Source organism: Streptomyces sp. NPDC092045 (genome assembly GCF_044756005.1).
In the GTDB taxonomy this organism is placed as follows: domain Bacteria; phylum Actinomycetota; class Actinomycetes; order Streptomycetales; family Streptomycetaceae; genus Streptomyces.
In genome coordinates, this window is sequence record NZ_JBIVSC010000010.1 from 166,725 (window position 1) to 179,188 (window position 12,464).

The window sequence follows — 12,464 nt, forward strand, 5'->3', positions numbered from 1 at the left end:
GGGCAGATGCGTGGGTCACGCGATAGGTGCTGGGTCGCTGCACTCGTCATCGGCGAGATGAACGAAGAGCAGCTGACCGTGGCCCTCGAATGCCTCCTAGCTGTTCCCGGAGTCTGGGTATCCGTACTGCTTCGTGGCTTCGTCTCGCTGACTGCGGGCGGGGCCCCGTGTGTTTTACGGCCGTAAAACTGGTGGCAGGTCCGTGCTGGCGCGACGTGGTGCTGTGCGTAGAGCGCGCTGTGGGTGGGGAGCTGTAGCTGGCTGAGGTGATGCAGGAGGGGAGTGAGGCATGGGAACGGTCATGGTGCTGCTGGTGTTAGCCGTCTTGAGTACGGGAGGCTTGATCGGCTTCCTGGTGCGGGGTGGGCGTCGCGAGGCCGAGGCGGAGAAGGCACGGTTGGCAGAGCAGGCGAGGATCCAGGCCGTACGGTCGATGGAGGCGGTCTGGGTGCTGGACCCGTTGCAGTTCGAGGAGTACGTCGCGGAACTGTGCCGCCGGGACGGTTGCACAGATGTACGCCGTGTGGGGGCGGCGAACGACCTGGGCGCCGACGTGATCGGCCGGCTGCCGGACGGCCGGAAACTCGTCGTGCAGTGCAAGCGCTACGCCAAGCACCGCACCGTCGGCAGCCCGGACCTGCAGAAGTTCAACGGCACCGCACGCAGCGAACACGGAGCAGATGTTCCGCTCTTCGTCGCCTCGTGCAAGTTCACCAAGCAGGCCCGGGCCTTCGCCGCCCGCCACGGCCTGGTCCTCGTCGACGTCGACCTGCTCGGCTTCTGGAACAGCGGCACAGCCCTTACTTCGCTCCTCGACCTGGACATCGGCCGGTCCGGCACCAACCGGAAACTGGCCCCGGACACCTGAGCTCTCCTGGCACTCAGCGCCAGAGTCTTGCTCCGACCCCTACTACCGGTTGCTCGTCCTATAGGGCCAGCGCCCATATACCAGGTCAGTCCGTAGATACCGAGGGGGATGCCAGAGGGTGCTAGACGCGCTTGTCACGCAGGCTGGCGCGGAAGCGTCCTCCGGTGCGCAGGTCCTCGACGAAGGCCGCCACGGTCTGACGGAACTTGCGGCGTTGTTCCGGGGTGAGGCGGTGAAGGTCGGCGGTAAAGCGCGGCAGGGTCTCGTAGGTGGGCACGGCGAACTCCTCCAGGACGCACGAAGCCCCCGGCCGGTCGGCCGGGGGCGGTGGTGGCTGTTCGTGCTGGGTGGTGTTGATGAGGTCGTGGCGCAGCATTCGCACGGTCCGGGTCAGCTCTCGTCGCGGGCGTTCATCGCGTCGTACCACTTCTGCGAGTTGAACGGGTCGCTGGTGCAGCTGTCGCAGTGCGGCAGGTAGACGGTCCGGGTGGGGTACGGCACGCCGGCCGAGCGGACGACGGTGGTCGGACGCGGCCTGAGAGGACGGCGGCACAGCGGGCAGAGGTCTCCGTGGAGCAGGTTCGTATTCATGCGGCGGACTGTGCACACACCGGTGGCTTACTGTCGCGTGCTCATGCGGCGGCCCGTCTGGCGGGCGCTGCTGTGAAGATCCGGTGATGCCTTCCCGCCCGGCGGGACCGACCCCGGATCACACTTCTGCGCAGGTCAGCGGCGGGGTTTCATGGGCTGATGATCAGCATGTCGCCAGTTCGCCCGGGGGCCGGGGTGCGCTACCTGTTCCGTGGCGTGATGGTCGGTGACGGCCACCGCCGGGCGGCCACGTCGCTGCGCGCCGCCCAGGACGAGGCCGGTGTCCCGCCCGGCGTGTGGAAGGGCCGCGGCCTGACCGTGCTCGGCCTGACGGCCGGGGACGTGGTGAGCGAGCGGCAGGCCGAGCTGCTCCTGGGGGAGGGCCGGCACCCGGACGCCGACCGGATCGAGCGCGAGCTCCTGGCGCAGGGGGAGAGCCCGGACCGCGCCCGGCGGGCGACCGTGCTGGGCAGGCCCATCGAGCACAACTATTCCCCCGAGACTGAAAGCGCGAAGGAGCGGACGGCCTGGCTGGGGATGGACCTGGTCTTCCGGGCGCCGCCGACGGTGCACATCGCGTGGGGGCTCATGGACGACGAGACCCGCCGGGTACTGGAGCTGTGCCAGGACATCGCCCGGGACAAGACACTGGCCTGGCTCGAGGACGCGGTCGCGGAGATCCGCTGGAAGAGCGGCGGCAAGAAGCGCGCCCGGGTTCGCGACGGGCTGATCGTCGCGGTGTTCCGGCACTACGAGTCCCGCGCCACCGATTCTCGTCCCTTGCTCCACGACCACGCCGTCGTGTCGATCCGGGCCCGGCGGCCGGACGGGACATGGGGCAACCAGACAGCCGACGCCCTGATGAAGCACATCGTCGCGGCCGATGCCCTCTACACCCTGCTCCTCATGGAGGAGGTCTCCGCCAGGCTCGGGTGGGCGTGGGAGCCGCGCGAGGTGACGCCCGGCCGCCGCCCGGTCATGGAGATCGCCGGGATCGACCGGCGGCTGATCGGCTGGCAGTCCACCCGCCGCCAGCAGATCGCCGACGCCCTCCCGCTCCTGACGGCCAAGTACGAGGAGCGGCAGGGGCACCCGCCGGGGGAGCGGGCCGCCTACGCGCTCGCCTGCCAGGCCGCCGACCAGACCCGCTCACCGAAGCGCACCCAACTGCGGGCGCTGTCGGAGCTGCGTGATACCTGGCGGGAATCGGCGGCCCGAGCCTACGGAGCCGACGTCGTCGCACGGCTGGCGGAGCACGCCCAAGCAGCGCCAGCAGCGATCTGGGCGCGGGTGCGCCCGCTCGTCGACGTCGCCCTGGCCGCCGCCGAGACCATCGCCGTGGTGTACGTGATGCGCGGCGCGTTCGCACACCGCCACCTCCTCGCCGAAGCCCGCCGCCACCTCTCCTACGCCCTGCGCGGCCGACCCCGCCAGCGCGGCCTAGACGAACAGATTGTCCAGACGGCCATCGACGCCTACACCCGCCCAGTCGGCCGAGGCCGGATGATGACCGCCGACCTCCACGCCCTCTACCCCCGCGACACCGAGGACCAGGCCGTGCTCCGCCCCCTGACCCGCAACCGGTCCGCCACCCCGTACCAGCGGGCCCGTCTCGCTGCCGGCGCACTGACCGCCCGGGTCCACGCCGCCCGCCGCGCGGACCGCCTGAACTCCCGGCCCCGGCCACACACCGTCGCCGTGCCGACCACCCTGAGCCCCCGCCCCGGGCGGAGGGCCGGCCGGGATCTGGAGCCGACGACGGACGTCGCCGCGGTGGAGCTGACCCGTCGGACGCTGGAAGCCGCAGCCGCCGAGATGGCCGAGATGGCCGCCCGGCTTCAGGCCGGGGTCCGGGAACGAGCCGCCGCCCCTCACCCCTCTTCCAAGTCCGTGGCGGCTTTGCCGCCGAGCGCCCAGCAGCCTGTCCAGCCCGCACAGGGCCGGACACCACCCACCGGAGGAATCGCATGACCACCACGCCGCCCGTGGACCCCAAGATCAAAGCCGTTGCCGCCCGGCTGAAGGAGGCCGCCCAGAAGCGCGCCGAGGCGTACGCACCGCCGACGGACTGGCAGCTGATCTGGAAGCGGCCCCGAAAGCCGAAGTCCATCAAGGCGAAGAAGGCGGAGCTGGCCAAGCAGCGCAAGCGGCTCAAGGCGGCGGGAGTCCGACGGTTCTACGGCGCCCAGGCGCGCTGGCCCCGGCCCCGGCAGAACCGCATCGGCAGTGCCGCCGCCCGCCGCGACGCCCGCGCCCTGTCCCGGATGCGGCACTCGAACGCCTGGCTGTGGTGACGAGGCCGAGCACCATCCACCGAGTGGACCGCCCCGAAGTCGACACCGAGTGGATTCCATCGGGTGGGCTCCACCCAGTGGCCTCCACCCAGTGGGCGCCACCCTCACGGTGGACTCCACTCGATGGACTCCACCCACGCGGTGGAGCACGCGGTGGAGTCCACACCGCAGTGTGCACCTAATTGACGGTGGACTCCACTCTCGGGCGCACCACGATGTCCCGCACCGCACCGGGTGCGCACCATCCGCACCCTTGCCCCGCCACCCCTTGTCCAGGTTCGGCCTACCCCCTTGTCCACCCTCCGCACCACCCCTTGACCAGGTTCCACCGACCCCCTTGACCGGGTGCGGCTGCACCCCTTGACCACGTTCTCCAGGGGCACGTTTCTCCTTGACACAGCCGGTTGCGGCCGCCGATCAGAGCCTGGTCAAGGGGGTGTGTGATAGGGCCCCGCCAACGCGGAAGCACACCTGGTGCGGTGCGGTGCGCCCATCGGATGGAGGCCACCCGATGGGTGCGGTGCGCACCGTCGCACTCCCCGCCGCGAACTACACGATGGAGAGGCGCGCACCCACCGGGTGGGCTTCGGCAGGTGCGGGATGGGCATCGAGAGCCTGGCCCACTCCCACCGCCTCCAGCTGGCGCAGGACATCGGCGACGTCCTCGTGGTCGTCGGTGAGGAACTGCAGGACGAAGTCGATGACGGCGCAGGCGATGCCCTCCGCGGGCTCCGGCCCGGCCTGCGCCCAGGTTCGCAAGGTGGCCACCAGGACCTGCCCGAGAGCTTCCAAGGCGAAGATCTCCATGGTCGGTTCGCCGGCCTCCGGGCCGGGCAGGGCGGTGACGGGGACGACGATCCGCTCGACTGCGTCGACGAGCAGCTCGGCCATCCGCGGCTCGGCGCCGGCGAACTCGCGGGCGGCCTCGTCATACTGGGCCCGGACGGCGCAGAGGTAGCTGAACGCGCTGATCGCCGCGTGCGGGGTCATCGGGGTGAGCGGCGCAGTGGTGTCGGGCATGACGGCTCCTCACGTACGGGCCACCGCGCGGATCGCGACGGCCCCAGGTCCCGAGACTCGAGGAGCGGTCCTGTGGACAGAGTTCGCGCACCGACGGTCCCACCTCCTTGTCCTGGTTCGGACGGCGGTGCGTTTCTCCTTGACGCGGCCCGCCAGGTGTGACATACCGCCCACTTCGCCGGGGGAGAGATCTCCGTCCCTGCACGCTGAGCGACGGCCGGGGAAAGGCCGCTGCTGGCTCAGAGTCCGAAGGCTCCGCCCTCAATGAGGATGAGCAGACCGATGGTGATCAGGACGACGGGCAACAGGACGTGGCCCCAGCGGGCGAGGGCCTTGGCGATGACCGGGCGGGTAGCGAAGAACTTGCCCGCGAAGCACCAGACAGCGACCAGTACGAGGAAGACCACGGCGTAGACGCTCATCCCGCCGACGCCCGCAGTCGCGAACACAGGGACGTAGACGCCGATGTTGTCGCCACCATTGGCGAAGGTCACCGCGGCGACCTCCAGCGAGCCTGGCCCGCCCTCCTTGGTCTCGGCTTCGTTGTTCTCGCCGCCGTCGCGGTGGTCCTTCCACGCCTGCCAGGCGGCTTTGAGGCCGAGGGCGAGCGGCAGCAGACCGAGGTAGGGGATGGCCGACTTGGGCAGGAAGGTGGCGCCGAACGCGGCGGCCACCGCCACTGCGAGGATCGCGGCGAACCCCAGGTACTGGCCGAGCACGATGCGGCGCGTGGAACCGCGGTGCCCCGCGCCCTGGGCAAAGAACAGCGCCAGGATCAGGATGTCGTCGATGTTGGTGACGGCGAACAGCCCAGCCGCCTGCCCGATCACGCCCAGGTTCACGAACCGGCCCGCTCTACTCAAAGGACAAGACCGGATGACCGTACTCGGTCTCGGATGAGTAACCGCAGCCACCCTGACCAGCGTGATCAGCCTTCCCTGTCACGAACCGGCTAGCAGTTCAACTTCGATGGCAATCGGTCCAGGTCCACTGTCACCGAACGCTCTACACCGCACCCACCGAATGATCACGGCTCGATAACGGGCGTCACACGATCGGCTTCGGCGGCACCTGTAGCAGGTGAATGCGGAACTCTGCCCGGAGTTCCGCGCCACCCGTGTGAGGAGCCTGAACGATGACGTACGCCAGCAGCGCCCGGCAGCCCGAGCCGGAGCGAGGCACGACCTGGTCAAGGGGTGCTGAGAACCCCGCAGACGGTCCGGAAGCCGGTGCCGCGTCCAGTGCCGTGAACGATTCCAACGTCGTGCCCATCACCGCAGCTCACACCGCCCGTCAGGGGGCTGCCCGGCACGCCGACACTTCTCTCCCCAACCCTGAGACAGCAGCGAAGGCGAAGAAGTCCACTCCCACAGCAGGGAAGGTACGGGCCGATGCTCTGCGGATGCTGGGGTGTGTACGGATAGCCACGGTCCGGCAGATGGCCCAAATGATCACGGCGGAGGAGTCGGACGGCCGGTCGTACGTGCGCAGGGCGATGGTGGAACTGGAGAGCCGTGGGCTGGCGGAGACGAACGGCAAGGACGGCAAGCACAAGATCTGGAACCTCACCCCGGCAGGGCAGAAAGCTCTGACCGACGGTAACGAACTACCGGCACGACCGAAGGCCGGCACCGGAGCGAAGGCCGTTCGCGCCGGGTTCGGCCCGCACGGGCTCGCGGTGACCGACATGATCCTCGCCTACACCGACACCGTCCTGCGCGGTCGCCGGGAGTACCTGACCGACTGGCAGGTGGAGGTCAACCACGCCATCAAGCAGACCGGCCTGTCCTTCAACACCGACGCCGTCCTCGCCGTGCCCACGAAGACCAGCGAGGTCCGCCTCTTCGAACTCGACAACGGATCGATGAGCCGGGCCCGCCTCGCCAAGGAGGTCTGGGACTACGAGCGCTACGCCGGGCACCGCGTCTGGGAGGGAGCCCGCGGCACCATCGGCGGGACGTACCCGTTCTGGCAGCGCCACCGCTACACCCGCTCCACCACCTTCCCACGGCTGCACGTCGTCCTGGCGGGGAAGGCCGAACACCTCCTCGAGACTCGCCTCCAGGCGCTCACTGCCGCCGTCCGCGGCATCACCATCGCGGTGTGGGCCAACACCCTGCCCCGGCTCCAGCGCGGCGAGCCCTGGTGCGAGATCGGCATCGACGACCCACACCGGCGCCGCTCCCGCTACCCCGAGCCGGCCGGCCGCTGACCGGCGCTGGGCAAGCCCAAGGGGAGCCTGGGCAAGCCATCCTGAACACCGCCTTGCCCACCTCGGCCAGGGCTGGCCGGCAGGGCGGCATCGGCCACGGCCACCACCGGCCTTCACGGCCAGGGCGCGGCTGACCGATGCCGTGTGACCGATGACCGGTCACTGCCCAGGCCGGGAACTGTATGGACCGGTCAGGGCGCTGACGTGCTGGTTGACCGATCGCGGGAGACGGACCAGTCACGGTCGGCCCGCCGACCGGATGATCCTTCGGCCATCCTGAGGATCTCTTACATGTGCCTCCGCTCCGGCACCGGCGGCCGCTAGTCTGACGGCTCTCCAGCACCGGAAGGCGGCCTCGACCATGACCGATCAGCCTCACACCCCCGAGGACGGTGAGGACACCCCGACCGCCTGGCGGCGCGCTACGAACGTCGCCAAGAAGCTCGCCTTGGGGGCCCTCGCCATAAGCGCGTTCGCTCTGCTCGCCAGGCACAGTGGCGGGCAACCGATCGCCACCGACGGGGCGCCGGAGCCGGAGCGGAGCCCGGAAGCGGAGTTCGCCGCGATCGTGCGCGAAGTCGCTGCGGGCCGATCCGACATCAAGGTCGTCTCCATCAACGGCTTCTTCGCGGAACTGGGGATCCGGTCCCGGTCCGGGCGCAGCCACGGCCAGGCGCACGTGTACTACGACGTTGAGACTGGCCGCCTGGGGGCCGGAGACATGTACGGGGGTACGGCCAGGCTCCGGGGGTTCGTTCGCGAGCTGGAGGAACGTCTTGCCGAGATGTGGCCTGTCGGCGTCTGACCGGCCCCGTACAGGTCCGGGGCCCAGGCAGGGGGCGTCACGGTTCCGGTGGTTCGACGCGGATCGGTCACGCCCGTCCTGCCGACCGGTCAGGGCTTCTGCTGGGCAAGCCCTCGGTTCGGAGGGCTTGCCCAGCGTTCGGATCGCGTGGCGGGACGGCTCCTGAGGTCGTGGCGTCATCGTCTGGGACGCGGCGGCCCGGAGCCGGCCGACGCCTCCTTCCCGGTCGTACACCGGAGCCATGAGACGAAACAAGCAAGAGATCCCGGCGGTGCTCGGGCAGAGCGATGCGGGCGACATGTGGCTGGCCCTGGCGCGCCTTCACGCCGCACACCGCGATCCGGTCGGCCGCCTCGTGCCGTTCGAACGGCCGGAGGCGCTGCTGGCTCTCACCGAGCCGGACAACGTCCTGTTCACCGCGCGGGTGGAGCTGTCCGGGATGGAGACGATGGGCCACCTCCACGACCTCATCAGCACTCTCACCCACGGCGTCACCGCGGAACTGGGCTACGCCGGGCCTGGGGTCGCCCTGGAGGTCATAGTGGGCAAGCGCCACGAACCCGCCCTGCACCCGGCTCACGTCGACGGCCTCACCCGGCTCCTGCGCCAGGCCGTCGACACCATCGCGGCCCGCAGTACGCCCGGGGGTGGCCGGTGCTTCCACTGCGACGGCACCGGGCTTGCCCACCCGCTGTGGGAGCCGGCCACCGGACAAGTCTGAGCACCCTGGGCAAGCCCAAGGCGACCCTGGGCAAGCCCTCTGGGTGGAGGCTTGCCCAGGGCCTGTGGCTATGGGGCTTCCGGCCCGGGCGCAGGACGTCGGCGTAGATCCGGGCTCGGACATCGGGCTCGCCGGGATCCCGCCGCACCGGGCCTACCCCCGATGTGGCCCAGCGCTCTTCCAGCATGGCTATGACGGCCCGGACGGTGTCCTCGTCCCCGCAGGCGATGTCCAGGACCACCAGGCCGGGCTCCGCGATGTGCTACTCGTCGATCGGCTTCATGACCGCTGCGACGGCGGTGAGCGTGAGGCGGTTCGCCGACGGCCTCAGTTCCACCCGCACGAGGAGCGCAACCCGGCGCAGGCCGCCAGGCGCGCCCAGCGGGAAGCTGTCGGGGTGCGGCCTCTGTCGCGGCCCTGGTGGCCAGGGCCACACCCCGTACGTCCGAACGTACTCCGGGGCCGAAGCCACCGGTGGGGATTTTCCCTGGTAGTCGCGCTCTGCTACCTCACCCGTTCGCGCGCGGCCAGGTGCCAGTGGGGTGCGACGGAAACAGGTTGGGCGCATGCCCGCGAAGCTGATCGTCTACCCGCCCGACGAGCAGGGCTGGCGCCGGGTGCGCTACGACTGCGTGGCCATCGGGGTTGCGCACCGCCCGGCCGACATCAGGGTGTTCCTGACGGCCGCCGGGCTGGAGAACGCCGAGGACGTGGACCTCACCGATCCCGGCTTCGTGGGGTGGCGAGGCGCCGGTCCGGAAGCCTGGAAGCCCTCCCGCTGATCCCCTGCTAGGGGTGCACATCGACTGTGGCAGCGGTGCCGCCGAGTCATCGGTGCAGCGCGTGTGCCTGGACACTGCCCCATGTCGTCATCCTGCAGAGTCAGTGTGGCTCTTGAGCGGGTTCAGTGGCCCGAGCCGTAGTAGCCGCCGAGCTGGTCGCGGTAGGCGGGGTCGCCCAGGTGCTTCTCCTTGTCGAATTCCGGGGCGTTCTTGATCTGCTCCTTGGTGAGCGAGACCAGGATCCGCCGCTCCTCGTTGTCGATGGCCGTCACGGTGCTGGCGGGCAGCAGGACTTCCTTGCCGAAGATCCATACGCCGGTGTCGACGACGATGTACTGGTTGGCGACCTCGTCGGAGTGCTTGTCGACCTTGCCGATGTGCCCGTCGGCGGCTTCGACCTTGTACCCGGTGAGGTCGGTGTCGGGGCCGTGACCGGCGGTCGGAACGTAGGTCCACATTTCGCTGTTCATTCAGGACTCCTTGGTCGATACCCGTCGTGCGGAACGTGAGGTCGTGCTTGGGCAGCGTGTCCACCAAGCACTCATCCATGCGTAGGAGATGATCTCCTTCGAATCTAGAGGTAGCCGGTGGCTGGGGATGGGAAGCGAGCCCGCGCGGCGTCGGCACGAAAGATGACTACCTGCTGAGGCCGGGATTGCCTCGCCCCAGGGAAGGGGCGCAGCGGCGGTCGCGTTCGTCCCGCCTGCCTTTCCCGGGTCCTGCCGGGGCCAGGGCCTTGGGACGGGCGTGTGTCACTTGGCGGTACCGGCCTCCGGCGTGAGGCTGGGTGGCTACGGCCCGGCTCGCTTCCTTCGCGCACGCATACGCGGGGCCCGCCGGAAAGCCTTCCCCCGAGGCCGACCCCGGCCCTGGATGCCCTTCTGGTCAGGTGCAGGTAGCACACCCGAGACCGAACCTGCCCTCCCTGCTGTTCCTCCGCAGGGGGTTGCACCGAAGGGTGGCTGGAGGGTTGTCTGCACAGGCGTACTAGGCGGGGGACCGCAGGTGTGACCGTGAGTGGGACCCCCCGAATTTGGTGATCTTCCATTCGTGCAGGTCAGAGCCCGTGGGCAAGCCCCTTTCGGAGAACGACACCTCTTACCTCGCGATAGCCGAGGGGAGAGGTCTATCCGTATCCCGGGGGCCGGCGGCCGCGCGGAGGGGTACATGTACCGGTATGGCTCGTGAACGGATCCGGTGGCCCCTTGTCGTGGACCGGGCGCGGCAGATCGTGGACGGGTACTCGCGCTGAAGGTCACGTTGCGACAGGTGATGTACCGGCTCGTGGCCGAGGGCGTGCTGCCGCATACGCCGCCGATGTACCACCGGTTGTCCGCGCAGCTGGCCCAGGCCCGCCGCGAGGGCCGCTTTCCCGACCTGATCGACACCGTCCGCGAAGTCCACGTCCCGCCGGCCTGACCGAGCGCGAACGCCTTCGTGCGGGAGATGCCCGCCTGGTTCCGCCTGGACCGCACGGCGGGCCAGGAGCACGCTCTGTACGCCGTGGCGGAGAAGGACACCCTGCGGCAGTAGCTGACCGGCTGGCTTGAGTTCGCGGGCATCCCCGTGCTCGTGGTCCGTGGCTTCAGCTCCCAGTCCTACGCCGACGCCGTCCGCGACCGCGTCAACCGGGAGCACCGCGGAGCCCGGCTACTCGTGGTCGGTGTTTTCGACTGCTCGGGCGAGGACATCGAGCGCGACTGGGTGCAGAGGACGGGCTGCTGGGACTCGGTGACCCGGGTGCTGCTCACCTGCGAGCAGATGCGCGCGTACGGCCTCCCGGCGACCGAGGGCAAGCGCGGCGCCCCGCGGTGGCCGGCCTTCGCCCGCCGCTACGGCTTCGACATCGAGCACCCGGTCCAGTGGGAAGTGGAGGCGCTGGAGCTGGACGAACTCCAGCGCCTGGTCCTCGCCGCCGTCGACCCGTACATCGACCGCGGCGTCCTCGCACAGCAGATCGCCCGCGAGGAACGGCAGCGCCGCGCCCTGGAGGGGTTCGCCGGTCGGTGGGGTACGCGGAATCGGGAGCCGTAGGCCGGGCCTGTGTGGCTACGGCTCGGAGGGGCAGCGACGCCGGACGGTGCCGAGGACGAGGACGTAAGGGATCACGCAGAAGGCGCCGAGGTTGGTGGCGACGATCAGGGTGAGGAATAGCCAGTAGGCGAAGTCGTGGCCGTTGGAGGAGGCGAGGAGCCACCCGTACGTGAGGGCGGTGAGGATGCCGGTGAGGGCGAGTCCAGTCGGCGCCGGCGCGAAACACCGCATGGTCTTCGTCGACCGACTCCTGGCCACCCTTGTCCGTCTCCGTCACGCGGCCACTCACGATGTGCTGGCCTGCTGGTTCGAAGTGGACCGCTCCACCATCACCCGAGCCGTCGGCGAGGTGCAGCCCCTGCTCGCCGAGCGGGGGTGCACCGTAAGTCCCGGCGTCCGGCTGCGAACCCTGGCCGAGGTCGTCGACCATCTCGGCGCCAGTGGCCAGACCGGCATCATCCACGGCACCGGGATCCGGGTCCGACAGCCAGCCGCCGGACGCAAGGACCGCGACGTGTTCATCTCCGGCAAGAACAAGCAGAACGCCGTCAAGACCATGGCCCTCACCGACCAGAACGGGCGGATGCTGTTCTGCAGCCCGACCAGGCCCGGAAGCTGCGCGGACATCACCCACGCCCGCCAGTTGGACCTGGTCAAGCTCCTGGTCGACGGTCCAGCGGTCGAAATCCTCACCGATGCCGGCTCCCAAGGTCTCGCAGCCCAGACCAGCGGACGTGTGGTGACACCCCCGCACCGGAAGTTCAAGAAGAACGCCCCGGACCAGTACGAGGAAAGGCACGAGCGACAGCGCAAGGCGCATTCCTCGCGCCGCATCCGGGTCGAGCACGGCATCGCCCACCTGAAGAACCGGCGGGCACTGGTCCGCCACCTCGGCCGCCGTGAGCACATCAGCGACAGCGTCCAGGCCGTCGCCGGCCTGCTGTCCCAGCAGCAGACCGCAGACCTGGTCCCCCGACGACAGAGGTGAGCACCGGTCCCACCGAAGCCCTCGACGTCTCACCGCTTACCGTGCACGAGCTTGTTACTGATCGTTTCAGAATGAGGTTCGAAGGCGTCGCAAGCAGATGATGCTGCAGGCGAGTTGGAGCAGGCCGAGGTGGAGGTCGGCGCATATCT

16 protein-coding genes and 1 pseudogene are annotated in these 12,464 nt (G+C 69.7%); 10 read left to right on the forward strand and 7 right to left on the reverse strand.

Annotated elements, in window-relative coordinates; genetic code table 11:
* Positions 1–289 precede the first annotated feature (289 nt).
* Complete coding sequence (locus ACIQKA_RS23165; protein WP_402542262.1) at positions 290–868, forward strand: restriction endonuclease; 579 nt, start codon at positions 290–292, stop codon at positions 866–868.
* Positions 869–989: 121 nt separating this feature from the next.
* On the opposite strand, the gene ACIQKA_RS23170 is transcribed toward ACIQKA_RS23165, so the two are convergent.
* Both ACIQKA_RS23170 and ACIQKA_RS23175 read right to left on the reverse strand, forming a co-directional pair.
* Positions 990–1,244: a hypothetical protein gene (locus ACIQKA_RS23170; RefSeq protein WP_402542264.1), complete on the reverse strand. Its 255-nt coding sequence runs from the start codon at positions 1,242–1,244 to the stop codon at positions 990–992.
* A gap of 14 nt (positions 1,245–1,258) precedes the next feature.
* On the reverse strand, positions 1,259–1,459 hold the full coding sequence (locus ACIQKA_RS23175; protein ID WP_402542266.1) for a hypothetical protein: 201 nt from the start codon (positions 1,457–1,459) through the stop codon (positions 1,259–1,261).
* A gap of 159 nt (positions 1,460–1,618) precedes the next feature.
* Between ACIQKA_RS23175 and mobF the strand changes: the two genes are divergently transcribed.
* Both mobF and ACIQKA_RS23185 read left to right on the forward strand, forming a co-directional pair.
* Positions 1,619–3,430, forward strand: coding sequence for a MobF family relaxase (mobF, locus tag ACIQKA_RS23180; protein WP_402542268.1), 1,812 nt, complete (start codon positions 1,619–1,621; stop codon positions 3,428–3,430).
* Complete coding sequence (locus ACIQKA_RS23185) at positions 3,427–3,753, forward strand: hypothetical protein (protein WP_402542269.1); 327 nt, start codon at positions 3,427–3,429, stop codon at positions 3,751–3,753. The genes mobF and ACIQKA_RS23185 overlap by 4 nt, the downstream gene beginning before the upstream one ends.
* Before the next feature lie 549 nt (positions 3,754–4,302).
* Here ACIQKA_RS23185 and ACIQKA_RS23190 read toward each other — a convergent pair.
* Together ACIQKA_RS23190 and ACIQKA_RS23195 are read right to left on the reverse strand one after the other, a co-directional pair.
* The gene (locus tag ACIQKA_RS23190) at positions 4,303–4,773 is read right to left on the reverse strand and encodes a hypothetical protein (protein ID WP_402542271.1); all 471 of its coding nucleotides are present in this window, start codon (positions 4,771–4,773) and stop codon (positions 4,303–4,305) included.
* A gap of 239 nt (positions 4,774–5,012) precedes the next feature.
* Positions 5,013–5,615: a cadmium resistance transporter gene (locus tag ACIQKA_RS23195; RefSeq protein ID WP_402542272.1), complete on the reverse strand. Its 603-nt coding sequence runs from the start codon at positions 5,613–5,615 to the stop codon at positions 5,013–5,015.
* 560 nt (positions 5,616–6,175) lie between these two features.
* Between ACIQKA_RS23195 and ACIQKA_RS23200 the strand changes: the two genes are divergently transcribed.
* From ACIQKA_RS23200 to ACIQKA_RS23210, 3 genes are all read left to right on the forward strand, one after another.
* Positions 6,176–6,985 (forward strand): replication-relaxation family protein, encoded by an 810-nt coding sequence (locus tag ACIQKA_RS23200; RefSeq protein WP_402542274.1) that lies wholly within the window; start codon positions 6,176–6,178, stop codon positions 6,983–6,985.
* Between the two features lie 361 nt (positions 6,986–7,346).
* Positions 7,347–7,790 (forward strand): hypothetical protein, encoded by a 444-nt coding sequence (locus ACIQKA_RS23205; protein ID WP_402542275.1) that lies wholly within the window; start codon positions 7,347–7,349, stop codon positions 7,788–7,790.
* A 241-nt stretch (positions 7,791–8,031) separates the two neighbouring features.
* Positions 8,032–8,511 carry a hypothetical protein gene (locus tag ACIQKA_RS23210; protein WP_402542276.1) on the forward strand — a complete coding sequence of 160 codons (480 nt, stop codon included), beginning with the start codon at positions 8,032–8,034 and terminating at the stop codon, positions 8,509–8,511.
* Positions 8,512–8,611: 100 nt separating this feature from the next.
* Here the strand turns inward: ACIQKA_RS23210 and ACIQKA_RS23215 are convergent.
* Positions 8,612–8,770: pseudogene (locus ACIQKA_RS23215) on the reverse strand (DUF6207 family protein); the annotation flags it as partial.
* Between the two features lie 307 nt (positions 8,771–9,077).
* Here ACIQKA_RS23215 and ACIQKA_RS23220 point away from each other — a divergent pair.
* Entirely contained in the window at positions 9,078–9,293 is a 216-nt protein-coding gene (locus ACIQKA_RS23220; protein ID WP_402542277.1) for a hypothetical protein, read from the forward strand.
* 122 nt (positions 9,294–9,415) lie between these two features.
* On the opposite strand, the gene ACIQKA_RS23225 is transcribed toward ACIQKA_RS23220, so the two are convergent.
* Positions 9,416–9,763, reverse strand: coding sequence for a PRC-barrel domain-containing protein (locus ACIQKA_RS23225; RefSeq protein WP_402542278.1), 348 nt, complete (start codon positions 9,761–9,763; stop codon positions 9,416–9,418).
* 799 nt (positions 9,764–10,562) lie between these two features.
* Between ACIQKA_RS23225 and ACIQKA_RS23230 the strand changes: the two genes are divergently transcribed.
* A complete protein-coding gene (locus ACIQKA_RS23230; RefSeq protein ID WP_402542280.1) occupies positions 10,563–10,712 on the forward strand; it encodes a hypothetical protein in 150 nt (49 codons plus the stop codon).
* 147 nt (positions 10,713–10,859) lie between these two features.
* Positions 10,860–11,327: a hypothetical protein gene (locus tag ACIQKA_RS23235; protein ID WP_402542281.1), complete on the forward strand. Its 468-nt coding sequence runs from the start codon at positions 10,860–10,862 to the stop codon at positions 11,325–11,327.
* A 15-nt stretch (positions 11,328–11,342) separates the two neighbouring features.
* Here the strand turns inward: ACIQKA_RS23235 and ACIQKA_RS23240 are convergent, their stop codons facing one another.
* Positions 11,343–11,558, reverse strand: coding sequence for a hypothetical protein (locus tag ACIQKA_RS23240; RefSeq protein WP_402542283.1), 216 nt, complete (start codon positions 11,556–11,558; stop codon positions 11,343–11,345).
* On the opposite strand from ACIQKA_RS23240, the gene ACIQKA_RS23245 reads away from it, so the two are divergent.
* Positions 11,557–12,315 carry a transposase family protein gene (locus ACIQKA_RS23245; RefSeq protein WP_402542285.1) on the forward strand — a complete coding sequence of 253 codons (759 nt, stop codon included), beginning with the start codon at positions 11,557–11,559 and terminating at the stop codon, positions 12,313–12,315. The two genes, ACIQKA_RS23240 and ACIQKA_RS23245, sit on opposite strands and share 2 nt — an antisense overlap.
* Positions 12,316–12,464: the final 149 nt, after the last annotated feature.

What these genes read in the sequence shown, in the direction of transcription:
- ACIQKA_RS23165 (WP_402542262.1), top strand. Translation starts at nt 290, where the DNA reads ATGGGAACGGTCATGGTGCTGCTGGTGTTAGCCGTCTTGAGTACGGGA.
- ACIQKA_RS23170 (WP_402542264.1), bottom strand. Translation starts at nt 1,244, where the DNA reads ATGCTGCGCCACGACCTCATCAACACCACCCAGCACGAACAGCCACCA.
- ACIQKA_RS23175 (WP_402542266.1), bottom strand. Translation starts at nt 1,459, where the DNA reads ATGAATACGAACCTGCTCCACGGAGACCTCTGCCCGCTGTGCCGCCGT.
- mobF (WP_402542268.1), top strand. Translation starts at nt 1,619, where the DNA reads ATGATCAGCATGTCGCCAGTTCGCCCGGGGGCCGGGGTGCGCTACCTG.
- ACIQKA_RS23185 (WP_402542269.1), top strand. Translation starts at nt 3,427, where the DNA reads ATGACCACCACGCCGCCCGTGGACCCCAAGATCAAAGCCGTTGCCGCC.
- ACIQKA_RS23190 (WP_402542271.1), bottom strand. Translation starts at nt 4,773, where the DNA reads ATGCCCGACACCACTGCGCCGCTCACCCCGATGACCCCGCACGCGGCG.
- ACIQKA_RS23200 (WP_402542274.1), top strand. Translation starts at nt 6,176, where the DNA reads ATGCTGGGGTGTGTACGGATAGCCACGGTCCGGCAGATGGCCCAAATG.
- ACIQKA_RS23205 (WP_402542275.1), top strand. Translation starts at nt 7,347, where the DNA reads ATGACCGATCAGCCTCACACCCCCGAGGACGGTGAGGACACCCCGACC.
- ACIQKA_RS23210 (WP_402542276.1), top strand. Translation starts at nt 8,032, where the DNA reads ATGAGACGAAACAAGCAAGAGATCCCGGCGGTGCTCGGGCAGAGCGAT.
- ACIQKA_RS23220 (WP_402542277.1), top strand. Translation starts at nt 9,078, where the DNA reads ATGCCCGCGAAGCTGATCGTCTACCCGCCCGACGAGCAGGGCTGGCGC.
- ACIQKA_RS23225 (WP_402542278.1), bottom strand. Translation starts at nt 9,763, where the DNA reads ATGAACAGCGAAATGTGGACCTACGTTCCGACCGCCGGTCACGGCCCC.
- ACIQKA_RS23245 (WP_402542285.1), top strand. Translation starts at nt 11,557, where the DNA reads ATGGTCTTCGTCGACCGACTCCTGGCCACCCTTGTCCGTCTCCGTCAC.
- ACIQKA_RS23240 (WP_402542283.1), bottom strand. Translation starts at nt 11,558, where the DNA reads ATGCGGTGTTTCGCGCCGGCGCCGACTGGACTCGCCCTCACCGGCATC.